This window comes from Stenotrophomonas sp. WED208 (assembly GCF_040984485.1).
In the GTDB taxonomy this organism is placed as follows: Bacteria; Pseudomonadota; Gammaproteobacteria; order Xanthomonadales; family Xanthomonadaceae; genus Stenotrophomonas; species Stenotrophomonas riyadhensis.
Genome location: NZ_JAZARB010000001.1, coordinates 2,074,179 through 2,097,423, shown reverse-complemented (window position 1 = coordinate 2,097,423; position 23,245 = coordinate 2,074,179). Strand labels below are relative to the sequence as shown.

Below are 23,245 nucleotides of genomic sequence, written 5' to 3'. Positions count from 1 at the left end.
GGGGGATCAGCCGAGCGTGGGCTCGGCTCTACAACGCATGCGCCCTCAATCGCGCGCAGCGTTCAACTCCATCGCGCGCATTACGATGGGTTTGGCCCAGTCCGGCGTGTGCAGCAGTTCGGCCACCGAGACCGGGTATTGCAGCTGGCCATGTGCCATCGCCAGCACCGGCAGCGGTTCGACGCAGCCTTCGGCATCGGCGGGCGCGCTGTTGTCGTAGACATGCAGTTCGGCCAGGTGGGGCAGCAGTTCCAGCAGATTCTCGCGCGCCGAATCGAAGCGCGCATGGATCTTCTCCACCGGGATGTCATGGCCGCCGGCAGCCACCCGCGCCGCAACGCGGGCGATATGCAGCTCCACCGTGGCCAGGCCGCAGAACCAGATCGCAACGTGATGGCGTTCGCAGGCTTCGCGCAGCAGGCGGGGAATGGTGTTGCCGCCCAGCGTGGTCTCGAAGGCGAAGTCCGTGCCATCGGCCATGGCCTCGCGCAGGCGGCGGGTGCCTTCCTGCCAGGCCTCGGCATTGGCGTCAGGCAGCGGCCAGCCGGTCTCCACCAGGCGGCGGGTGAACGAATCGGGGTTGAACCAGCCCAGCCCTTCGGCTTCCAGCCAGGTGCCCAGCAGCGAACTCTTGCCGGCGCCGTTGACGCCGGCCAGCACCAGGATCCTCCCCATCGGTCAGAGCGGACGGCCGAGGGTGACCTTGCGACCGCGACGGATCGGCTGGCCGAGCACCTTGCCCAGCCCTTCCCCACGCTGCAGGCCGGCCAGGGTCTGGTCGAATTCGCTGCGCAGGCGCAGCAGCTCTTCGTTGCGCTCTCCGGCGTCTCCGCCAGCCGCCTTGGCCAGCAGCTCCTGGTAGGTGCGGATGTCGACGATCACCGCTTCGGGGTGATTGTGGTTGGTAATGACCAATGCCTGTTTCTCACGCACGGTACGCATCAGGCTCGGCCAGCCCCGGGTCTTCACCGACGAGGCCGGGGCCTTTTCAAGGCCAGGCAGATCCAGCGGCAGGGTCATGGCACGGCTCCAGGCGGCGACGGTTGTGGCCATTATGCCCAATTTGGCCCAATTGGGGATAAATGGACATTCAGCTGCCCGAACCGGGCCCCGACGCGCCCGGGGCATCGGTCTGCAGCAGGCTGTCACGCTCGCGCAGCGGGAAGCGGATCCAGGCATCCAGCCCCTGCGGGCCGAAGCGCAACTCGCCGCTGCCGGCCAGTTCATAGGGCACGCGCTGCTCGATCAGCGCCCGGCCCAGGCCACGCTGGCGTGGCAGCTCCCAGTCCTCCACCTCGGCATGGCGCTCGCACCAGTGCAGGCCCAGCCAGGGCTGCCCGGCCTGAACCTGCAGGTCCCAGGTCACCTCGATGCGACCGTCTTCATGGCTGAGCGCGCCATGCCTCAGGGCGTTGGTCGCCAATTCGTGGATCGCCAGGGACAGCACTTCGGCCGCCTTCGGTGGCAGCAGCACCTCCTCGCCCTGCAGGCGATAGGCGGCCGTGGCCGGCATCTGCGCTGCGATCTCCTCATCCAGCATGCCGCGCAGGCAGACCCCCGCATTGGCGCCACGGGTCAGCAGGCTCTGCGTGCGCGCCAACGACATCAATCGTCCGCACAGGCGCTCGGCATATTCGTCCACGCTGCTGACCGACGCGCGGGTCCGCCAGGCAATGGCGTGGATGGTCGACATGATGTTGCGCACCCGATGCTGCAGTTCGGCCAGCAGCACCGACTGGCGCTCGGTGGCGCGCTTGAGATCGTCGATGTCCACGGCAATGGCGAACACGCCGCTGACCTCGCCATCGGCATCGCGCAACGGCGCCGCAGCGACCCGCGTCCAGCGCGCGCGCCCATCATCATGCAGGTACTGGAACTCCAGCCCGGGCACCACCGTCTCGCCGCGCATCGCGCGGGCGATGGCGAAGTCGTCCGGCCCGATGAGGCTGCCGTCGGCATGCCAGCCCCGCCATCGATGCTGGTTGGCCTCATCGGTGGAAGGCACCTTGCCGCTGGGCAGATAGCCACGCATCTGGTCATTGGACAACAGCATGCGACCTTCAAGGTCGACGATGCACAGGCCCACCGGCAGCATCTTGAAGGCGAGCTCCAGACGGCGCTCGCTCTCGCGGCGACGCAACTCCTCGCGCTCGCGCGCTGCCTGCGCCACATGCGCGGCGGTGGTCTCGAACAGGGTCACCAGGACGCCATTGATGCGCCCTTCCTCACCACGGATCGGGCTGTAGGTGATGGTGAACCAGATGTCTTCCAGCCGGCCGTGGCGCGCCAGCGGGTACAGCTTGTCTTCGAAGGTGAGCGTCTCACCCTGCCAGACACGGGTATAGAGTGGGCCGTTGATGTGCCAGACCTCGGGCCAGCATTCACGGGTCGGCTGGCCGAGCCCGCCGGGATGCTTGTCGGCCAGGATCTCGGCATAGCCGTCGTTGTAGAGCTGCACCAGCTGCTCGCCCCACAGCACGATCATCGGGAAGCCGTGGGCCAGCATCAGGTCCACGGTGGCGCGCAGGTGTGGCGGCCACCGGTCCAGCGTACCCAATGGCGTGGACGACCAGTCGTGGCGGGCAATGCGGGCCGCCATGCCATCGTGGCGGGCATGCAGGCGCAGTGCGGGTGGCATCGCCCCGCGCGGTTCGGCAACCTGGAGACCTTCGATACGGCGCACCATGCGGCGCGATCAGGCGATGCCCGCAGAAGCCTGCGGCGTCGCCACCAGCCCGGCCAGCTGCTGGACCAGGGCTTCGATGTGATAGGGCTTGGTGCAGCGCGGGGCGGCAGCGAAACGACTGGGCAGATTGTCGTCGTAGCCGGAGGTCAGCAGGAACGGGGTGCCGGCCTCGGCCAGGCGGTCGGCCAGTGGATAGACCTGTTCGCCGCCCAGATTGATGTCCAGCAGGGCCACATCGATGGGATGTGCATCAACCAGCTGCCCCAACGCCTGCAGGTCACCGGCAGGCCCCACCACCTGCGCTCCCTTCAGTTCGAGGTAGTCGACCAGGAACATTGCAATGGCGAATTCATCTTCCGCCACCAGCACACGCAACCCTTTCAGGCCCTCTGGTTTGTTACCTGCTTCCAGCACGCCCTGCACTCCTCGATGCACGCGACCCGCCTGCGGTCGCCACGCGGGCAGGATGCGCGATCGGCCCTACAAGAGCGCGTGATGATCGATGAAGACTCCGCGCAGAGCGTATTCACTCCGTCGTTGCATGGACACCACTGGGCGCAGGCTCAGAACGCGCGCTCCCACTTCAGGCTGAGCAGGCTGCGGTCATGGCTGTACAGCCAGCCGACGTTGCTGTCGATGCGGGCGTAGCGCAGGCTCAGGCTGGGCACCAGCCCGGCCACGGCCAGGCGCTCGCTGCGCACGATGGCGATCAGGTTCTGTTCGTCGTCCTGCCGGCGCGCTTCCAGCAGGGGACTCCAGGCATCGTAATCGCGATGGCGCAGCGATATGAACACGGTGGCCGTGGTGCCGCTCCACTGCCGTGCCGCGCCCAGCCGCAGGCCGCGCTGGCGGTAGCCGTTGGCCGGGTCGGCAGCGCTGCTGTCGGTGACATCCAGCCCGGCAAAGACCGTCCAGCGCGGATTGAGCGCGCGGAACCAGGTGGCATACAGCGATGCCAGCTCGCCGTCGTAGTTGCTGGCCAGGCCCTGCTGGCGATACCGCTGGCGCTTCCAGTCGGCCTCCAGCTTGAGCAGGCTGCGTGCATCCAGGCCGTACTGCCATTCCCCGTGCACGCCACTGCCGCCCTGCAGCGCATGATTGCCCAGGCCCTGGTAGTCATAACTGGGGGCAAGCATCACGGTCTGCCGTGCACTACGCCAGCTGTAGCCCGCCTGCACGTTGGCATTGAGCTCGTTGTACGCACTATGCCCGCGCCATGCCTGACCGAAGGCAAGACCACGCACGTACAGCCCATGATGCCCGCCGAGTACCCAGCGCCGTTCCAGGCTGGCGTCGTAGTCGAGGCCCGCCGCGCGCTGTGCGTCGGGCAGTTTCCGTTCGATGATGCAGGCGTCGCCTACGCCGAACAGGCAGGTGCGACTGGCCGAGCTGCGGTTGATGTTGTCACTCCATGCCGGGCCGGCGGACAGCGCGCCTTTCCAGCGCTGGCGCGCCTGCAGGGCACCCAGGTAGCCGTCCACGCGGGCGCGGACGCCGGCCGTGGCTGGATCATCGGCATTGATGCCTGCAGCGATGGCCGTGAACAGCGCGACCGCATCACGATCGCGCTGGTCCTCGGCGTAGACGCGCGCCAGTTCAAGGCGGGCCGGTAGGAAGTCCGGCTGTGCCGCCAGCAGCGCTTCGTACTCCTCCGCCGCGCGGCGATGGTCGCCGGCCACCCGCGCCAGCGCCCCCTGCGCATAGTGGCGCAGCAGGGGATCATGCCACGGCAGTTCGATGTACTCCTCAAGGAACGCAGCGGCGGCCTGCCATTGCTGATGCTGCAGCGACAGGTAGAGCGCCTGGCCGAGATCATCGACGGTGCGCTCCACGCGCAGCGTCTGGCCGTCGATGGTGATGGTCGGCCGCTCGGACTCGGCCTGCTGCAGGCGCTGCTGGTCCTGCTGCTGGTGGCGCAGTTCGGTGCCCTGTTCAAGCACGCGTCGAAGGTCGTCCTGCTGGGCGCGCGCATCGGTGGCAGCCAACAGCAGTACGACAAGGAAGATGGAATGGCGCATGGTCGATCCGTGGTGGTGCATGCAGCGGGCCGAAGCAGGGACTGGCGGATCGCGGCTTGTCCCTGCCCTGCCCCATCAGGGGCGTGGCGATCAGTTCTTGCTGCCGCCGAAGGCGGTGTCGTACTGGCTGTTGCCGCTGAAGGTGGCGATACCGGCCAGGGCGGCCGCGTTGGCGCCGAAGAACTGGCCCTGGGTGGTGCCGGCAACGCTGCCGTTGGCGGTGGCCGAACCGGCGAACGACGCATTGGCGCTGTTGATGTTGGCGTTGACGTTGATCGCCAGGCCGCCACCGGTCAGGCCGCCGAGCAGCTTGCCGCTGCCGAAGTCCGCACGGAAGGTGCCCGACAGCAGGTTGCTGCCGTTGAACTTGTTCAGGCCCGCGACGCTGTAGGTGGCGACACCGGCCGGCAGCGTGGTGCCGGCACGGTCACCCACGAAGTAGACCTGGCGGTTGTTGAAGCCACCAGCGGCGCCATCCTTGGACCATTCGCCGAACCACACGTCACCACTGCCGACCTTGACGAAGTTGAAGTGGCCCATGCCGGAATGGCTGCCCGGGGTACCGGTGATCGGCATGGCCAGGGTGCGCACGGTGACGCCGTTGACGGTGGTCGGGGCCGAGTAGGCCGCCAGGCCCTGGAAATCGACCGGCTTGGCATTGGACACGGTACCGACGCCGATACCGGCCTTGCCGGCCGAGTGCGGGCCGCCGTTGACTTCCGACGCACCGACCTTGACGTACAGCTGCGCATCGGTCGCCGGGCTGGCAGCGCCGACGATGTCGGCCGCCTGCGCGGTACCGGCCAGGGCCAGCGCAGCGGCGACGGCCAGCAGGGAACGGTTGATCATTTTCATGGTATTGCTCCTTGGGTTGAGGGAACTACGGGTACAACACGAAGAGGAACGGCGGCGGATCAGTTGCGCTGACCGCCGAAGGACGTATCGAACTGGCTGTTGCCGGCGAAGGTGGCGATGCCGGTCACGGCACTGGCACCGGCGCCGAAGAACTGGCCGCTGCTGGTACCGATGATCGAACCGTTGGCAACGGCTGAACCGCTGAACGCACCGGTGCTGCGATCCAGCGTGGCGCTCGCGGCGAGCCTGTATCCGGTCCCGACCAGGCCGGCGGTGACGGTGCCGGTATCGAAATTCGCCCGCAACGCACCTTCCAGCACGCCGCTGCCGTCAAAGCGGTTGATGCCAGCCAGGGTGTAGGTAACGACGCCTGCTGGCAGCGAGGTACCGGCACGGTCACCGACGAAGAACACCTGGCGGTGATTGAAGCCCGCCTGCGCGCCACTGGATGACCATTCACCGAACCAGACATCTGCATTGCCCACCTGCACGAAGCTGAAGTGGCCCACGCCAGCGGCGGGGAACGGCAGGCCTGCGTCCGGGCCCAGCGTGCGGACCGTGGTCGCGCCACGCACCACCGTCGTGGCGTAGGGCACCAGGCTGGCCACGTCCACTCGTGCCGCGTTGGCATACGCCCCCAACGAAATGCCGGCGCGACCGGAACGGTGCGGACCGGCGTTGAGTGTCGATTCGCCGGCATTGATGTAATGGACGCCGTCCTGGGCCGGGCTCTGCCCGCCAGCGATATCGGCGGCCATGACCGGCATGGCGGCCAGCAGGCAGATCGAAAGTACAAGGGTGCGGTGCTGTTTCATGGATGCTTCTCCCTGTCGAAGGCGAACTCAGAAGCGCGCGGTGACGCCAAGCTTGATCGTGCGGCCCGGTGCAGGCAGCGTTGAGCGTGTTGCCGGGTCGACGTAGTAGCGGTTGCCGAGGTTGCTGCCGACCAGCTCGACGCTGGCGTGCTCGTTGAAGCGCCAGCGGGCGTAGGCATCCACCGTGGTGATGTTTCCCCAGGTGAACGGCACGTTCTGCCAGAGCAGGCTGCTGCCACCGGCGACCAGGCGGTCGCGGTAGGCCTGCAGGTCCGGATTGTCGTGCCGCTGGTAGTGCACGATGCGGCTGCCCAGTTCCAGACGCTCATCGAACAGGCGGGTGCCGAGTGACCAGTTCACCGACAGCTTCGGCGTGGCCTGGGTCAGCAGATAGCCGCTGACGAAGCCATCCTGGACGCAGTTGGGCACCCGCCCCTGGTCCGCATCCAGCCGTACCGCCGAGCTTTCATCGCAGACTTCGTTTTCAAGGATGCGGCTGATGCCCAGATCGGTGAAGAAGCGCCGGTTGTCGAAACGCGCCTGCAGTTCGAGGCCGCGGATGGTCTGCTTGTCGATGTTGTCGAACATGAAGTACGCATCGCGCTCGATCACGTTGCGGGTCTTGTGCACGTAGTAGGCCAACTTGACGTCGGCGTCGGCGGTATTGCCGAACAGGCTGGAAAGGTTGTGCACATACCCCAGCTCGTAGTTGTAGGCATGCTCCGGCTTGAGCGGATACAGCGGATTGAGGCTGCTGGAGAACGCAATGGTGCTTTCGAACATGCTGGGGAAGCGCACCGCCTCGCTGTAGCGCAGGTAGGCACGGGCGGCCGGCGAGAAACGCACCGTCGCCGAGAACGTGGGCAACCAGGCGTGATCGCGGTGCCGTTCATTGCGCCCGGCCACCGACTGCATCGCCCCGCCCCCGATCCTGCAGCGGATGTCGGTACCGAGCACCATCGGCAGCAGCCCGGGGATGGCAGCGACCTGGCCGTTGAGACAGGGATTGGTGGCCCGGCTGTAGTTGCCATTGGCATCGGGCAACCAGGGAATGCCGTGCTGGACCTCCATGGGTGTCTCGTACTTGCGCAGCAGGTCGGCCAGCGACTGATCGACGATCCAGCCCATGCCGATGCTGTTCCAGAATTCCCGCTCGCTCTCGATCGCGTCGATCTCGCCCTGCAGGCTGTCCGGGCGCGGCGGCAGTTCATTCACCCGGTACTGCGCTTCGCGCGGCACGATCGAGGTCGTCTGCAGTTCCGGGTGGGCCTGCAGGAAGTCGTCGAACGCCCAGTAACGGCTGTAGCGCACGCCGGCATTGAGGGTCAGGAAGTCGACCGGACGCCATTCCAGAGTGAGGTAGCCCTCGCCCTCCTGGCGACGGCCGGCACGCGGGTACATGCGCCAACCATCGGACGGGCCGAAATACGGGTCGCGCGAACCGAGCTTCTCGTATTGCCAGTTGCCGCCCAGGGTCAGGTCCAGGGTCGAATGCAGGGCGAAGCGGTTGCTCAGGGTCAGGCCGGTCCGGTCGTTGCTCGCATTCGCCAGCGCGGTGTTGCGCAGGATCGGGCTGGCACCGGCATTCCAGTCCGGATTGCCGGGGGCGAAGTTCGGGAAGCCGCCAGCGCTGTAGGTATCGCTGTCCGTCTCGGTGCGCCACAGGTTGGCGTAGAGGTCCAGCCAGCGGCTGCCGGCCGGCTGGAAGCGGTATTCCAGGTTCCAGGCATCGGACGCAACCCGGCTGAGCGGCCACTGGATGCGCCCATAGTCCGGCGCCGAGAGGATGCGCGACGGCATGATCTCGCCGTAGTGCGACAACGTGCGCCGCCAGGTGGCCTTCAGCTGCTGGTCGTCATTGATCTGCCAGCTGCCCTTGACCAGCCAGGACTCCTGTTCGCTGGAGGTATTGGGCACTTCATCGCCCGGTTTGAAGTAACGCGCCAGCGTGGTGATGTAGTCGATGCCCTGGTACTCGAACTGCTCACGCCGGTCCTGGTCGTAGTAGGCGCTGCCCTGGGTCCCGGAGAAATAGTTGCCGCGCTTGCGCCAGGCGTAGGCAGCCATCAGGTCGACGTTGTCGCCGCGTACGCCCAGTGCCAACCGCCAGGCCTGGTCTTCGCCATCGAAGGGGTTGTTGCCGCTGCGCGACTTCACCGGCACCACCAGGGTGCGGTCATCATAGGGCGAGTTCGGCGAGCCCTGCGGGAACCCCGGCACCGTGCGGTAATCCTCGCCGGTGTGCAGGCGCGGCAGGCGTGGCGCCACCGCATTGCTGCTGCCTTCGATCTTCAGCTCCCCGCCGAAGCGTTCGCCGGCAGCAACAATGTCGTCAACGTCGATGGTCTTGATCACCAGCGCACCACCGATCCCGCTGTGCACATCGCGCACCAGCCCTGGCCCCTTGATGACCTGGATGCCACCAATCAGGTTGGGATCGATGTAGTTGCGGTTGCTCACGCCGTTGTAGCCGCGCCAGACCGTGAGCGCCTGTTCGCCGCCGTCGATGCTGACCGGCACCCGCCCCGGCCCCTGGATGCCGCGGATGTTGATGTCCAGCGCGCCGCTGTTGCGCGCATCGCCACTGAACACGCCGACCAGATCCTTGACCACGTCGGCCGGGTTGGAGCCACGGTAGCGCTCCACCCGGTCGCGCCCCGAATACGCCGTGGTCAGGTCCAGCGCGAACACATCATCGTAGCCGCGCCGATCGCGGGCCTCGCCCCCTTCCGACTGCAGGCGACCGGCCACGTCCAGCGTCTCGGTCACCCGCACCCCTTCCCCTTCCCCTTCACCCGCCTCCGCTGCGGCCCGCAGGCTCCAGGTGCCGTCCATGCCGCGCTGCGCGCGCACGCCGCTGCCGCGCAACAGCTGCTGCAGGGCCTGCATCTGGCTGTACTCGCCTTTCACTGCACTGGAGCGGCGGCCTTCCACCAGGTCGCTGCGGAACACCACCTGCACGTCGGCCTGGCGGCCAAAGGCACGCACGGCATCAGCCAGTGGCTGCTCCGGAATGGTGTACTGGCGCAGCGGCGCGACGACCACCGGTTGCGCCTGCACGGCCGGCACCCAGGCCAGCGGCAGCAATGCGGTGGAGATGGCCAGGGCCAGGACGGTGGCGCGACGATGACAGGCGGATGCCGTGGACGGCATGGACAGGAACTCCTCAAGCGTGGCGGGACCACGGGCACATCCGGTGCCGGTGGTGTCTCTGGCTTGAGGAAAAACGGTGTTTCGCTCTGGCTATACCTCTATAGACAACGGGGCACTGCAGGTGCCCACGGTTTTTTCATGTTTTTTTCATGCGACCCGTTCATCCGGGTGCTGCGCGGGCCTCACCACAGCACCAGCGCGCCGCCGGGCAAGCGCTGCACGCGCAGTCCAGCCTGCGCGGCCACGGCATCAATGGCCGTCTCCGGTTGCTGCAGGTGGAACAGGCCACTGACCCGTACGCTTGCGCCCTGCCCGCCCAGTACCCAGACCGGGGCACGGCGGTAGCGCGCCAGATCGGCGATGGCCTGCGCGGCCGGCTGATCGTCGATCACCACCTCGCCACGCCGCCACGGCGCCATGGTCTCGCGATCTTCCAGCTGCACCGGCTGCAGCCAGCGACCGTCACGGAACACGCGTGACTGCCCCGCATGCAGGCGCTGTACGCTGCCATCGCCCGGACGCACGTCGACCACACCCTCGCTGACCTGGGTGGTGACCGTGGTATCCAGCATCGACACACTGAAGGCGGTACCGATGTCATGGACCAGGCCGCCCGCCGCCTCGACCTGGAACGGGCGCGCCTCGTGTGCCACCTGGAACCAGGCCTGGCCGCGCAGCAGGCGCAGGTGGCGCTGCTGGCCGTCGAACTCAATCGCCAGTGCGGTGCCAGCGTCAAGTACGGCGGTGCTGCCGTCGTCCAGCTGCACCACGCGCGGCGCATCACTGCTGCGCAGGTCACTGCGCGCCAGCAACAGCGCCTGCGGTGCGGCCGCGACCATCAGAACCACGGCGGCGGCGCTGGCCAACAGCCATGGCAGGCGACGGCGCGGTGCGACCGGACGCAATCCCTGGCGGTCGGCGGTCAGTTCAGGCAGCGCCGCCAGCACGTCGGGCCCGGCGGCATCCAGCCCCTGCCAGAAGGCCTGCTGCTGGCGCCAGGCCAGCGCATGGCGCGGATCGGCCTGCAGCCAGCGCTGCAGGGTTCGTTGCTGGCGTTCCGGCAGCGGGCCTGCACTGCACCGGATCACCCAGCGCAACGCCTGCCTGGCCTGACGCGGCGAGGGTTCGGACGTGGTCATGGTTGTGGCCTGCCGCACCGCGAACGGGTGCGCTTTCCTGTTGTGACAACGGCGGGCGCGATCTGCCCACGGCAAACGCCGGTCATCGGCGCGTTCCCTGTTGATGCTGCTGGATCAACAGCGCCGCGCGCAGCACGTGCTTGCCGACCAGGCTCTTGGAAATACCCAGCCGTGTGGCGATCTCGCGTTCGCTCAGGCCCAGGTAGCGGTTGAGCACGAAGCACTCGCGGACCTGCGCCGGCAGCGCGAGGATGGTCTGGGTGATCTCGCGCAGTTGTGCCTGGTCCAGCGCCTGGGCCTCGCCGTCGTGGCCCGCCTCGGCCATGTCGGTGGCGTACTCGGCCATCGCGCGCCGCTCGCGGGCGTCGGCCTGGCTGCGGTTGAGCGCATGGTGATAGGCCATCCGGTACAGATAACCGCGCGGCTCAAGGATCGGTGGATCACCGGGCACGCTGCTCGCCTTCAGGTACAGGTTCTGCAGGGTGTCCTCGGTACTGGCCGGGTCGAGATAGCGCGCGATGAAGCGAGACAACGCACGGCGCTCGCGGATCAGCAGCTCGACCAGCGCCAGGGCATTGGGAGACATAGGTGCCAAGGCCGGACCGGGGAATGATGGGCGTGATGGCGACGGTCCGGACGTGGATTGTGGGCTGCACGGCCGCAGGCGGCAAGCGAAGGCCGGTCGCGCGGCACCGGGATCATCCACGCATGGCGTGGATCTACCAGGCGGCGGCGGATCCAGTAGATCCACGCCGTGCGTGGATGCGGAGCCTACGGTTCGTCCAACGCCTCGAAACGCTCGGCGAGGTAATCGATCAACGCGCGTACCGCCGGCAGCAGCCCACGCCGCGACGGGAACACCGCATGCACGATGCCGTGTTTCGGCACCCACTCGGGGAGTACCGGCAGCAGCGCCCCGCTCTCCAGCTCATCGGTGATCATCATCCGCGGCAGCATCAACAGCCCGACCCCGGCCACCGCGGCTGCGCGCAACGCGATCATGTCATCGCTGACCAGGCGCGGGCGGTGATGCACGCTGGCCTGGACCTCGCCAGGCCCACTGTATTCCCACACATGCTGCTGACTGGGCGAGGCCAGATCGACAGTCGGCATCATCGCCAGGTCGGCCGGCACCTGCGGCGTGCCCAGCCGCTGCAGCAGCGCCGGGCTGGCACTGGTGCACCACACCCGGCGCGCCAGCACGCATACCACAAGGTCGCTGTCCTCCAGTGGCGGCGGCCGTACCCGGATCGCCACGTCCACGCCCTCGCCCACCACATCCACGCGGCGGTTGGTGGCGTCCAGCTGCACCGTCACCTGCGGGTGCAGGGCCAGGAAGTCGGCCAGCATCGGGCCAATGCGCGCGTGCAGGATCGCGATCGGGCACGCCAGGCGGATCGTGCCGCGCGGCTCGGCGCGCGACATCGCAATCGCTTCTTCGGCTGCTTCGGCCTCGACCAGCATCGCCTTGCAGTGGCGGTAGTAGTCCTGGCCGACCTCGGTGACCGAGAAACGCCGCGTCGAGCGCTGGATCAGGCGCACGCCCAACCGTTCCTCCAGCAGCGCGATGCGCCGGCTCAGTTTCGACTTCGGCATGGCCAGCGCCCGGCCGGCCTGCGAGAAGCCGCCGTGCTCGACCACCATGGCGAAGTAGAACAGGTCGTTGAGGTCGCAACGGCGGATATCAGCGATGAACACGGGGCGATCTCCTGTGGCGCAAGGCGCGCACCCATTGTTCACCAGATAGGACTATGACGGCAAATATTGGCGCCTACCGGCCCAATTGTCGCGGCGATATCGTCTCCTGCAACGAAGAACAGCGGCCGGCAGCCCCGGCCAGGAGATCGCCATGAAGCGTGTCACCGGTACCTACAGCGCCCCCCGCCCGCACTGGGTGGGCGACGGATTCCCCGCCCGCTCGATGTTTTCCTACAACACCCACGGCCAGCACCTGAGCCCGTTCCTGCTGCTGGACTATGCCGGCCCGTACAGCTTCGCGCCCAGCGAAACGCCGCGCGGCGTCGGCCAGCATCCGCATCGCGGTTTCGAGACGGTCACCATCGTCTATGAGGGTGAGGTCGCCCACCGCGATTCGACCGGGGCCGGCGGCACCATTGGCCCGGGTGACGTGCAGTGGATGACCGCTGCCTCCGGCATCCTCCACGAGGAATTCCACACGCCGGAATTCAGCAAGCGCGGCGGCACGCTGGACATGGTCCAGCTGTGGGTCAACCTGCCGGCGCGGGACAAGATGGGCGCACCGGGCTACCAGACCCTGCTCGACGCCGACATTCCCTCGGTGGATCTGCCTGAGGGCGCCGGCCGCGTGCGGGTCATCGCCGGCCGTTTCGACGGCCATGCCGGCCCGGCCCGCACCCACACGCCGATGGATGTCTGGGACATCCGCCTGCGGCAGGGTCGCCACGCCGAACTGCCGGTGGCCGATGGCCGCACGCTGGCGCTGGTGGTGTTGAAGGGCTCGGTCCGGATCAACGGCGGCCAGCCGGTCGGCGAGGCGCAGCTGGTCACCTTCGATCGCAGCGGCGAGGACGTGTTCGTCGACGCCGACAGCGACGCCACTGTGCTGCTGCTCAGCGGCGAGCCGATCGACGAGCCTGTGGTGGGCTATGGCCCGTTCGTGATGAACAGCCAGGCCGAGATCGCACAGGCGGTCAACGACTTCAACAGCGGCCGTTTCGGCCAGATCGCGCACTGAGCGCTTCCGCGCGGCGGGCGATGACCCGCCGCGCCAATGGGCAATCGCCCACTTTCCCCAGGAGACTGACCATGAGTACCCCCGCCAACTTCAACGGTGCGCGCCCGGTGATCGACCCGGACAACGCCGCGATGCTGCTGATCGACCATCAGAGCGGCCTGTTCCAGACCATTGGTGACATGCCGTTCACCCGCGTGCGCGCCCACGCCACCGCGCTGGCGAAGATGGCCACGCTGGCAAAGATGCCGGTGATCACCACCGCCTCCGTTCCGCAGGGCCCGAACGGCCCGCTGATCCCAGAGATCCACGACGCGGCCCCGCATGCCCAGTACGTGGCGCGCAAGGGTGAGATCAACGCCTGGGACAACCCGGAATTCGTTGCTGCGGTGAAGGCCACCGGCCGCAAGCAGCTGATCATTGCCGGCACCATCACCAGCGTGTGCATGGCCTTCCCGTCGATCGCCGCCGTGGCCGATGGCTACCAGGTGTTCGCGGTGATCGACGCCTCGGGCACCTATTCGAAGATGGCCGAAGAGATCACCCTGGCCCGCGTAGTGCAGGCCGGCGTGGTGCCGATGGACACCGCCGCGGCGGCCTCCGAGATCCAGCGCAGCTGGAACCGCGACGATGCCCAGCAATGGGCCGAGGTCTACACGAAGATCTTCCCGAACTACCAGCTGTTGATCGAGAGCTACCTGAAGGCGCAGGACGTGCAGAAGAACCACGAGCAGCTGGATTCGCAGCGCAGCTGAGCTGCCCCTGGGGTGCCGGCCCGCTGCCGGCACTCCTCCCAACCGGAGACCCATCATGTCCAGTGAACCGATCCGCGATCCGGCCAGCGACCACCTGCTGACCCCGCAGAATTCCGCCTTCATCATCATCGACTACCAGCCGGTGCAGGTGAACTCCATCGCCTCGATGGACCGCCAGCTGCTGGTCAACAACATCGTCGGCACCGCCAAGGCCGCTGTGGCTTACGGTCTGCCGATCGTGCATTCGACGGTCAACGTCAAGACCGGCCTGAACAAGCCGCCGATTCCGCAGCTGCGCAAGGTGCTGGGCGACTACTCCACCTACGACCGCACCACCATCAATTCCTGGGAGGACGTCGAGTTCCGCAAGGCGGTGGAGGCGACCGGCCGTCGCAAGCTGATCATGACTGCGCTGTGGACCGAGGCCTGCCTGACTTTCCCGGCCCTGGATGCGTTGAAGGAGGGCTATGAGGTGTATGTGGTGGTCGATGCCGTTGGCGGCACGTCACTGGCAGCGCATGATGCCGCGTTGCGCCGCATCGAACAGGCCGGTGGCCAGCTGATCAGCGTGCCGCAGCTGTTCTGCGAGCTGCAGCGCGACTGGGCCCGTTCGGAAACGGTACCGGCCTTCATGAACCTCTTCATTGAAACCGGTGGTACGGCGGGCATCCAGTTCTCGTACGATCGTACCGAGTGATTGGGTTGCGGCGCCGGTTCTGGCTGGCGCCGCCTTTGGGAGCAGTCGAGCATGGCTCGACGCTACAGACAGATGGAGAATGTGATGGCCTACGCGCGCATTGTTTCGACCGGCGACAACTACCTGCACCACATCAGCAATGGCAGCTTTGATGTGGATGCGGACGAACCCGCCTCACTGGGCGGCCAGGGCAAGGGCTTCGCGCCGTTCGATCTGTACCTGGCCTCGCTGGCGGCGTGCACCGCCATTACCCTGCGCATGTATGCGCAGCGCAAGGGCTGGGGGCTGGGCGAGTTCCATGCCGAGCTGCGTTCGGAACGCGACGAGGATGGACGCTTCCACGTGCACCGCGTGCTGCATGCCAGCGCCGAGCTGAGCGATGCGCAGTGGCAGCGATTGCTGGAGGTGGTGGAGAAGACCCCGGTGACGCTGGTGATGCGCGAAGGTGCGCGCATCACCAGTGAGCGCGGGGGCGCAGCGTAACCCCATCCACGCGTGGCGTGGATCTGCTTCAGCGCCGTGAATGCAGCACGGTACGCTGGCGCATGGCGTTGAATTCCTGCTCCACCTGCTGGATGTCCTCGGCCTGGAAGCCGGCCGCATCCAGCAGCTGGTCGGCGGCAGCCGCCGCCAGCGGATCATCGTCACGCTGGCGCCAGCAGCGCGCCGGCAGGAAATAGCCCACTTCGCTGCGCCCGCGCATGATCACCACCGGCCGGCCCGCATACAGCAGGAACTCGGCCAGGTGCTGGCGCAGGCCCTCCACTGAAACATAGGCCGGTCCAACACCCAGCATCTGGCTGGACGGTTCGGGACTCTCGAACAGCTTGCGACGGCTCATCCACTCCTCCTTTTGAACAACGCGTGGTCTCCTTTCCTTAGACGGGCGCATCGCTGCGCCCCCGCCACGCACTACGTGATCCGCATCACGCCCGCCACTCAGAACCCGGTGTTGAACTCCAGCTGGAACACGTCGATCGACAGCGGCGCGCCGGACACTTCCTTGGCCGCCATCCACTTGCCGCTGATCCAGCTGCGTGCATCCAGCGCGTAGGCGCCGCCCACGTAGTAGCCGCGGGCGTTGGTGCCGCCCAGGTGGAAGTTCGGATCGTTGTAGGCATCGGGCAGTGCGTCGGCCTCGATGTGCTTGTAGCCCAGCAGCGCCTGCCACTGGCCCTTCTCCTTCAGCTCGGTGGCACCGAAGGTGGCCTGCACCATCCATGCGGTGTCGCCACTGCGGAAGGTATCGATGCCGACAGTATCGCCGGCGCCGTAGTTGTTGACGATGCCGTTCTGGGCACGACTGAACATGGCCTGCTTGTCGTAGGCCAGGTTGCGGATGTAGTCGCCATCCAGGCGCAGACCGATGCCCTGCGCCAGCTGCGTGTCCCAGCGCAGGTTCAGCGTGGCCAGGCGGAAGGCCGAGGCCAGGCCGACATACTGCGGGGTCGGCGTACCGGCCGGATCCACCGGATTGCGCGCGATGTTGCGGATCAGCATCAGGGTGTTGCCCTTCTGCATGAACGCCGGGCGCGACCAGTCGGTGTCGCAGCCTACCGCGCCCGAATACAGCGAGCACGTTGAGGACAGGCGGCCGCTGATGTTCTTGAAGTCGTAGTAGCCCAGCGCGGCACGCAGCGCGTTGTCATCGTTGAAGCGCCAGTTCACGCCTACCTGGGCACCGGACAGCCACTTGTTCTCGTTCGGAGTCTTGACCTTGCTCTGGCTCGGCGAGCTGTCGGAGGTGTACTCCAGCGGCACCACCGCGAGGTTGCCGAACAGGTCGAGGTCGCCACCATCGAAGTCATACTTCAGGTTCGCGGCCAGGCCATCGAAGTTGAGATCGCTGGAGAACAGCGTGTCGCTGGTCCAGAACGGATTGCCGAAGCGGCCGCCACGCACCGTCACCCAGTCCGCCGGGCTGTAGGCCAGCCAGGCCTGGTCCAGCCACACGTCCTTCTTGCTCAAGCCGCCCCCCAGCTGCTCGGTGGTCGACACCGGGCCATTGCTGCTGCCGCTGGCCAGGCGCACGCCCGCCGTGGTGTGCTGGCCAATGGTGGCCTCGATGCCCAGGCGGGCACGGATGCGCCACAGGTTACGGCGGTCCTGGCGGGTGTTCAGCAGCGGCGGCAACTGCAGGTTGGTATTGGTGTTGGTGTCGAAGCCGTTGCCGGAGTTGATCGACGACCAGTTGCTCACGATGTCGCTGTTGCGCTCGGAGTAGAAGCGCGACTCGCTGCGCACACGCATGTCACCGGTGACCTTGATGCGCTTGGTCCACTCGGCCACTTCGTTGGGTGCCGCCCAGCCTTCCGACTTCGCCTGCGCCATCACGTCCTGGCGCACTTCGTCACGGATACCATCGCGCACGCTCTGCGGTACGTACGGCACGCGCACGTCACCGGCCTCCAGGGCCACGCCACCGCTCGCCGCGGTGCTGCCCGTGGTTGCAGTGCGCTGTGCGGCCGCCGCTTCGGCTTCGGCCTGTACCAGCAGTGCCTGGCCGTCTTCGGGTTTCAATGCACCGCTGGCGATCAGGCCCTTGATCAGCTTGACCATGGTGGTTTCGGCCGCCATCGCACCGGCCGGGGCGGCCAGGCTGAGCAGCACGGCGCAGCACAGCAGCGCCCGTCGGGCCGGCCGCGGGCGGCGGGAGTCGGTTCGTGCGCGGACGTGGTCGTTCATCACGGTTCTCATCGAAAGAAGGGAAATCATGGAAGTCGGAGTCAGGCCCCGGGCCGGCGGCCCTGGATCAGGACGCGGGCGGGGAAATCGAGTGACGGCGGCGGTGCCTGGTCAACCTTGCCGATGCGACGCAGGGCATCGAGCACGGCCGCGTCGGCCTCCTCGTTGCCACTGCCGCGTACCAGTTCGACCTTTTCCAAGCGGCCGTCGTTGGCCAGCCACACATTCACCTGCAGCTGGAACGCCAGGCGCTTGACCTTGTCGTCGCGCGAGATCGCCTGCTGCATCAGGTAGCCCAGGTAGCGGCCGTAGGTAGCGTTGCCGGCGCCACCACGGCCAACGCCGGACGAACCGCCACCACTGCCGGACTGGATACCGAAGTTGTCACCACCGGCCTGCGCGTCGGCATTCATCGTCACCGGATCGCTGTTATCCGGCGTCGGCGTCGGCTCTTCGGCCGGCGTCGGCTGATCCAGCGGCTCCGGTTCGGGCATCGTCTCTTCCGGCGGTGTCTCCGGCTCCGGTGGTTTTTCCGGGGGCGGCGGGGGCGGCGGCGGAGGGGGTGGCAGCGCCAGCATCGGCGGCTGCACCACCGGCCGACGGGTGCTGGCGGTGTCCTTGAACAACAGCCACCACACCGCGATGCCGAGCACCAGCAACGCGGCCAGCACCAGTGCCACGGTCACCAGCAACTGGCGACCGCGCATGCCGGGCTCCGGTCGAGGGGGTTGATGGGCCGTCATGCCTCAACCCTGCGCCTTGCCGGTGACCAGGCCGACCTGGGCCAGCTCCAGGCGCCGCAGCAGGTCCAGCACCTCGACCACGCGGGCGTACTGCACCTGCGCATCACCGCGCACGATCACCGGGAAATCCGGCGTGGTCGCGCGTTCGGTACGCAGCCGGTCTTCCAGCTCGGCCATCGTCACCGGGTAGGCATCCAGGAACACCTGGCCACTGGGGTCGATGGTGATCGCCTTGGTCTTCGGCTTTTCCAGGGCCACGCTGTTGCTGGCCTTCGGCAGATTGACCTCGATACCGGGGATGGAGGCGTTGCTGGTCAGGATGAAGATCACCAGCACCACCAGCAGCACGTCGACGAAGGGCGTTACGTTGATGCCCTTCTCGCGCTTCTTGATGCCGAACTTCGCCTTCTGGCCCATGGCGCGCCCCTCAGCCCTGGACCGCGGCCGGGCCGCGCCCGTCCTGCTCTTCGGCCAAGCGCGCGGCGAACTCGTCGATGAACACCGCCATGTCCGCGCCGATCGCTTCGGCACGCGCACCCAGGTAGTTGTAGCCGAACAGTGCCGGGATGGCGACGCCGAGGCCGGCAGCGGTACACAGCAGCGCCGCGGCCATGCCGGGCGCCACCGAGTTGATGTCCACTGCGCCGGCCATCGCCGCCACCACGAACACCAGCATGATGCCGATCACGGTGCCGAACAGGCCCACGTAGGGCGCACCTTCGATGGTGGTCGACAGCCAGTTCATGCGCCGCGCCATCGCCTCCTGCTCGCGCACCATCACCGCATCCATCGAGGCACGGATCGCGGCGATGGTGGCGCCACTCAGGTAGCCACTGTTGCCGTCGCGCTGGTGGCGCTGCTGCATTTCATCGATGGCCACCTGGTAGATGCGCCACAACGAGCCATCGTGCATCGCAGTCGGTGCCTTGCCCTGGCGATCCATGTCCGACAGGGTGCGCAGCGGCACGCCGGACAGCTTGCCGAAACTCTCGGTGAACACCGCATTGGCCTTGCTGGTACGGCCGAAGTGGCGGCTCTTGGCGATCATGATCGCCCACGACAGCAGCATCATCAGGCCAAGGATGGCGACCACCACCCAGGCATCGAACGGCATCGCCTTGAGGATGAAGGCGAAGTGGCTCTGGCCAGCCGACTGCTCGTCGGCACCGTAGCTGATCAGGCGTGAATCGGCGCCCTGCGCGGTGGCGTCGGCCAGCAGCAGCGCCGCCGGGCGTGCCACCCGCGAGACGCGCAGCTCATCCAGCGCTCCTTCGAAGTTGGCCAGCGGCTGCGCCGCACCCGGGGCATCGGCGCCGACCACCGGCGCGGTGCCCAGCGCCGGCAGCTCGCCGCTCAGCTGGGCCACCACACGGCCGTTGAGGTACAGCTGCAACGCGCCCTTCTCCGCCGTCAGCGCCACGTGCGCCCACTGCCCTTCCGGAATCGGCTGTGCAGGCGTGCTGCGCTGGCCGTTGAGCTGCACGAACGGCACCCGGTTCTCGATACCCAGCACCAGCTCGGACGCGCCATCACGACGGGCGTAGATCGCCTGCGCGGCATTGTTGCTGCCCGGCTTGATCCAGGCCGAGACGGTCAGCGGCGCACCCGCTTCCTGGGCCAGCGACGCGCTGGCGGGCAGTGGCAGCGGGCCCGCACCCAGCTGCACGCCACGACCGATCACCGCGCCCTCGGACGGCGGCACGACGGCGCCGGCGTTGTTGCCGTAAGCGGTGGTGTCGCGCGCCGGCGCATTGGCCTCGGCAAAGTGGTAGACCAGCGTGTAGTCCGGGTCGAACACCTGCTGGCCGTTGCCGCTGGCCGGTGCCTTCTCATTGCCGTAGTACATCCAGATCGTCTGCGGCGCGGCGGCGCTGACTGCCGGCACGTCCACCCAGACCAGGGCCAGGCCCAGCTTGGGATCGAACTGTTCGATCTGATGGGCCAGCACGGTGCGGCCATCGCCCAACACGAAGCGCAGGTCGTTGCCCGCGTCCTGGGTACCGTCGAAACCGAAGTTGCCGGTATGCAGGCGCAGCAGCAGCGGCGTGCGGCCCGGGTCACCGGCCAGGCCCGCGCCCTGCGGGCCGGCGTCGACGGTGATCGGCTTGCGGTACTTCCATTCGGCCTGCCACCAATTGGCATCGGCCGCAGCAGCAGGCAACGCAACCAGCGCGGCCAGCAGCAGCAACACTCGGGAAAGCAAACGGTCCATGCGAGGGGTCTCCGGAGAACGCATGTTCAAGGGATGGGTCAGTAACTGGTGCTGATGTTGAAATGCAGGCGCGGGTCGTCCTTGCGCGTGACCGGGCCATCGGCATAGGGCCAGGCGTAGTCCAGGCGCAGCTGCAGGTGCTCACCCAGGCGCAGCTGCGCGCCCAGGCCGACCGAGGCCAGGTTGTACTTGTCACGCTGTTCGGGCAGCGGCTGGCGCAGGCGCAGGTAGGCGGCGTCGGCAAAGCTGTAGACGCGCAGATCCGTGCCGCTCCACAGCGACCACGCCGGGGTACGCCATTCCAGGCTGGCCAGGCCGCCGTAGTCGCCGATCGCCTCGGCCGACAGATAGCCGCGCACGGTGTACATGCCACCGGCGGCGAACTGCTCGGCCGACACCAGCGGTGCGTCGGTCACCTGCAGCGAGCCGCGCGCGTACCACTGCCAGTCGTTGCCGAAGGTGTGGGTGTTGGCCACATCGGCCTTGAACGCGATGAAACTGGGGTCCGCCCAGTAGCGCTTCTGCCCGAATCCGATGGCATCGCTGCCATAGCCGAACAGGCGGCGGGTGCCGGCCACCAGCTGGGTGTTGATGCTCAACTGATCCTGCTCGCCCTGGCGCACACCGACAAACGCCAGGGTGATCGGCGCGTACTTCAGCGGCGTCTTCAGGCTTTCCTTGCCCATCTGCGTGTCTTCCTCGGTGTCCTTGAAGTCCACGCCGAGGCTGAGCTGGCGCCACCACTGGCTGCTGCCGGCCAGTCGATAGTTGAGCTTGAGACCGATCGAATGGCCGTTGCCGATCACATTGGTTCCGGTGCCGGTACCGACCTGTCCGCCCGCGTTCAGCACGCGGCTGTCGGACTTGTAGCCGGACGCTTCCAGGCTCCACGGCGTGCCCTCGAACGGCATCATGTACGAGGCCGAGAAGACCTTGGCCTGCTTGGTATCTTCCGGCGCCAGGTACACGCCGATGTTGGCGCTATGGCCGCGCTTCCACAGGTTGTCGTAGGCCAGCGATGCACTCAGGCGCAGCTTCTCGGTATCGGCGCTGTGGTCGTTGTTGAGCGCCGCGCTGGCACGCCACGGCGACTTCTCCTCGACCTGCAGGTCCACATCCATCGTGCCCGGCACCTGGCCCTCTCGCACCAGCGGCATCACCTGGCGACGTCCGCCTTCATTCAGCGCGGTCAGTTCCTTCTGCGCCTGGTCGAAGTCCGGCACCTTGCCCTCGGCAAGTGCCGGCACGCGTTCGCGGATGCGTTCGGGCGATTCGTGCTTCGTGCCTACGACCCGCAGCTGCCCGATCGGCGTCTGCTGCACCTTCAGCAGCACCACGCCACCACTGACCTGCTGCTCGGGCAGCTCGACGTAGACCGACTGGTAGCCTGCCTGCTGGTACAGCGCATTGACGGCATCGCGCGCCTTCTCGACATCGGCCAGGGTCTTGCCCGGGCCGAGGAACGGCTCCACCGCACGTTCGATCTGGCGCGGATCGAGCACGGTGTTGCCGCGCACGATGTATTCATTGATGTTCACGCTGGGCGCAGGCGCCGCGTCCTGCGCGAACAATGGCAGCGGCATCGCGGCCAGAGCCAGCACCAGCGGATGCAGGCGCAGCGGAAGGCGGACGGCTCGGCACGGAACAGGAGTCATCGAAGGCATCGCGTCGTATCGAAGGGAGTGGCCAGGGAGCGGCGCGTGGGTCTATCAACAGGACGTGTACGTCGCGTCAAAACCGCCAACAGTTTTGTGACAGTGCTGTCATCTTTTGACAGCGCCGGAACAGTTGCAGGCGGACACTGTCTTCGCCATACGTCTTCATTGCTGAGCGTCGGTTTTCGCAGGAGATTCAAGATGAGTGAGTCGTTGAAGGCGGGCCTTCGCCCTGCCCTCGCCCTTGCCTTGTTGCTGGCGTTGCCATCGGCCTGGGCCGGAGAGGCGAAGAAGCAGGACGATGCCGCACCCTGCATCGAAGTACAGGTCAACGGCGAGCGCATCCCCGCCTGGGAGTGCCTGCAACGCAAACTGGCCCCGGCGCCGAAATCGGCGAAGTCACCGGCGCTGCCTGAAGCCGAACGCCTGATGCGGCAGCCGGGCAACCAGCTGATGCAGTACAACCTGGAAGGCACACGACAGCGCATGGGCGATGCCTTTGGTCGTTCGGTGGAACCGCAGCGTCCGGCGCGTTGAGCCTGCGCAGCTGTAGAGCCGGGCCCGCGCTCGGCAGGATTTTGTAGAGTCGAGCCATGCTCGACTGTTCTTCCAGACGCAGCCGAGCGTGGGCTCGGCTCTACAGGGAGCCGGCGGGCACGATGCCATCGCTTGGCACCGGTGGCAGCGCGGGCACCGGCAGGCTGCGCGATTGCCCGGCCTGATTCAGTTCCACAGCGCTGGCGCTGATGCTGGCCAGTACCGTGCAGGGTCCGAGTCGTTGGCCGGGCGCATACGCTTCCGCTGGGCGTCCATCTACCGAGAGCAGGGCCAATGGCGCATGGTCACCCGCCATCACGCCCAGCACGACCACCTCGGTCTGCACCGCACCGGGAGACAGCAACCGCACCAGTGGCAGGCTGGCCACTGCATCGAACATCGGCCGTACCGGCGCCTCGGCATGCGCTTCGCTCGCCGCCGCCGCTGGCGCCACCGCAGACAGGGTGACGCTCCAATAGGCCACCACGGCCAGCAGCAGCGTCGCCGCCAGCAGGGTCAACATCCGATTCCGATCCCAGCGCCTGCCGTCCATGTTCCACATCATCGCCACGTTCGTGTCCG

23 protein-coding genes are annotated in these 23,245 nt (G+C 67.2%); 5 read left to right on the top strand and 18 right to left on the bottom strand.

The window, feature by feature from the left end; translation table 11 throughout:
- Positions 1–45: 45 nt before the first annotated feature.
- The 11 genes from VPH47_RS09320 to VPH47_RS09270 form a co-directional block, all read right to left on the bottom strand.
- Positions 46–675 (bottom strand): AAA family ATPase, encoded by a 630-nt coding sequence (locus tag VPH47_RS09320; RefSeq protein ID WP_110712499.1) that lies wholly within the window; start codon positions 673–675, stop codon positions 46–48.
- 3 nt (positions 676–678) lie between these two features.
- Positions 679–1,020 carry a type II toxin-antitoxin system prevent-host-death family antitoxin gene (locus tag VPH47_RS09315; protein ID WP_110712500.1) on the bottom strand — a complete coding sequence of 114 codons (342 nt, stop codon included), beginning with the start codon at positions 1,018–1,020 and terminating at the stop codon, positions 679–681.
- A 70-nt stretch (positions 1,021–1,090) separates the two neighbouring features.
- The gene (locus tag VPH47_RS09310; RefSeq protein ID WP_368850595.1) at positions 1,091–2,686 is read right to left on the bottom strand and encodes a sensor histidine kinase; all 1,596 of its coding nucleotides are present in this window, start codon (positions 2,684–2,686) and stop codon (positions 1,091–1,093) included.
- Between the two features lie 9 nt (positions 2,687–2,695).
- On the bottom strand, positions 2,696–3,100 hold the full coding sequence (locus VPH47_RS09305) for a response regulator (RefSeq protein ID WP_110714327.1): 405 nt from the start codon (positions 3,098–3,100) through the stop codon (positions 2,696–2,698).
- Positions 3,101–3,249: 149 nt separating this feature from the next.
- Complete coding sequence (locus VPH47_RS09300; protein WP_368850594.1) at positions 3,250–4,704, bottom strand: porin family protein; 1,455 nt, start codon at positions 4,702–4,704, stop codon at positions 3,250–3,252.
- 90 nt (positions 4,705–4,794) lie between these two features.
- On the bottom strand, positions 4,795–5,559 hold the full coding sequence (locus VPH47_RS09295; protein WP_368850593.1) for a Slam-dependent surface lipoprotein: 765 nt from the start codon (positions 5,557–5,559) through the stop codon (positions 4,795–4,797).
- A 59-nt stretch (positions 5,560–5,618) separates the two neighbouring features.
- Positions 5,619–6,374, bottom strand: coding sequence for a Slam-dependent surface lipoprotein (locus VPH47_RS09290; protein WP_368850592.1), 756 nt, complete (start codon positions 6,372–6,374; stop codon positions 5,619–5,621).
- 27 nt (positions 6,375–6,401) lie between these two features.
- Complete coding sequence (locus VPH47_RS09285; RefSeq protein WP_368850591.1) at positions 6,402–9,527, bottom strand: TonB-dependent receptor; 3,126 nt, start codon at positions 9,525–9,527, stop codon at positions 6,402–6,404.
- A 182-nt stretch (positions 9,528–9,709) separates the two neighbouring features.
- A complete protein-coding gene (locus tag VPH47_RS09280) occupies positions 9,710–10,666 on the bottom strand; it encodes a FecR domain-containing protein (protein ID WP_368850590.1) in 957 nt (318 codons plus the stop codon).
- Positions 10,667–10,748: 82 nt separating this feature from the next.
- Positions 10,749–11,252: an RNA polymerase sigma factor gene (locus tag VPH47_RS09275; protein ID WP_153855480.1), complete on the bottom strand. Its 504-nt coding sequence runs from the start codon at positions 11,250–11,252 to the stop codon at positions 10,749–10,751.
- Positions 11,253–11,437: 185 nt separating this feature from the next.
- Positions 11,438–12,364, bottom strand: coding sequence for a LysR family transcriptional regulator (locus tag VPH47_RS09270; protein WP_368850589.1), 927 nt, complete (start codon positions 12,362–12,364; stop codon positions 11,438–11,440).
- Between the two features lie 151 nt (positions 12,365–12,515).
- Between VPH47_RS09270 and VPH47_RS09265 the strand changes: the two genes are divergently transcribed.
- The 4 genes from VPH47_RS09265 (at position 12,516) to VPH47_RS09250 (ending at position 15,314) form a co-directional block, all read left to right on the top strand.
- On the top strand, positions 12,516–13,382 hold the full coding sequence (locus tag VPH47_RS09265; protein WP_368850588.1) for a pirin family protein: 867 nt from the start codon (positions 12,516–12,518) through the stop codon (positions 13,380–13,382).
- Positions 13,383–13,453: 71 nt separating this feature from the next.
- On the top strand, positions 13,454–14,134 hold the full coding sequence (locus tag VPH47_RS09260) for a hydrolase (RefSeq protein ID WP_368850587.1): 681 nt from the start codon (positions 13,454–13,456) through the stop codon (positions 14,132–14,134).
- Positions 14,135–14,189: 55 nt separating this feature from the next.
- Positions 14,190–14,831 (top strand): hydrolase, encoded by a 642-nt coding sequence (locus tag VPH47_RS09255; protein WP_368850586.1) that lies wholly within the window; start codon positions 14,190–14,192, stop codon positions 14,829–14,831.
- Positions 14,832–14,915: 84 nt separating this feature from the next.
- Positions 14,916–15,314: an OsmC family protein gene (locus VPH47_RS09250; protein ID WP_368850585.1), complete on the top strand. Its 399-nt coding sequence runs from the start codon at positions 14,916–14,918 to the stop codon at positions 15,312–15,314.
- Between the two features lie 28 nt (positions 15,315–15,342).
- On the opposite strand, the gene VPH47_RS09245 is transcribed toward VPH47_RS09250, so the two are convergent.
- From VPH47_RS09245 to VPH47_RS09220, 6 genes are all read right to left on the bottom strand, one after another.
- Positions 15,343–15,672, bottom strand: a complete 330-nt coding sequence (locus VPH47_RS09245) for a hypothetical protein (RefSeq protein ID WP_005409871.1) — start codon at positions 15,670–15,672, stop codon at positions 15,343–15,345.
- Positions 15,673–15,770: 98 nt separating this feature from the next.
- The gene (locus VPH47_RS09240) at positions 15,771–17,516 is read right to left on the bottom strand and encodes a putative porin (protein WP_368850584.1); all 1,746 of its coding nucleotides are present in this window, start codon (positions 17,514–17,516) and stop codon (positions 15,771–15,773) included.
- A 41-nt stretch (positions 17,517–17,557) separates the two neighbouring features.
- On the bottom strand, positions 17,558–18,223 hold the full coding sequence (locus VPH47_RS09235) for a cell envelope integrity protein TolA (protein ID WP_049399763.1): 666 nt from the start codon (positions 18,221–18,223) through the stop codon (positions 17,558–17,560).
- Positions 18,224–18,262: 39 nt separating this feature from the next.
- On the bottom strand, positions 18,263–18,676 hold the full coding sequence (locus tag VPH47_RS09230; RefSeq protein ID WP_005409874.1) for a biopolymer transporter ExbD: 414 nt from the start codon (positions 18,674–18,676) through the stop codon (positions 18,263–18,265).
- A gap of 10 nt (positions 18,677–18,686) precedes the next feature.
- Positions 18,687–20,471, bottom strand: a complete 1,785-nt coding sequence (locus tag VPH47_RS09225; protein WP_368850583.1) for a DUF2341 domain-containing protein — start codon at positions 20,469–20,471, stop codon at positions 18,687–18,689.
- 38 nt (positions 20,472–20,509) lie between these two features.
- Entirely contained in the window at positions 20,510–22,126 is a 1,617-nt protein-coding gene (locus tag VPH47_RS09220) for a ShlB/FhaC/HecB family hemolysin secretion/activation protein (RefSeq protein ID WP_110712512.1), read from the bottom strand.
- A 201-nt stretch (positions 22,127–22,327) separates the two neighbouring features.
- Between VPH47_RS09220 and VPH47_RS09215 the strand changes: the two genes are divergently transcribed.
- Positions 22,328–22,663, top strand: coding sequence for a hypothetical protein (locus VPH47_RS09215; protein ID WP_049399766.1), 336 nt, complete (start codon positions 22,328–22,330; stop codon positions 22,661–22,663).
- A gap of 100 nt (positions 22,664–22,763) precedes the next feature.
- On the opposite strand, the gene VPH47_RS09210 is transcribed toward VPH47_RS09215, so the two are convergent.
- Entirely contained in the window at positions 22,764–23,228 is a 465-nt protein-coding gene (locus tag VPH47_RS09210; RefSeq protein ID WP_180862749.1) for a general secretion pathway protein, read from the bottom strand.
- Positions 23,229–23,245 lie beyond the last annotated feature (17 nt).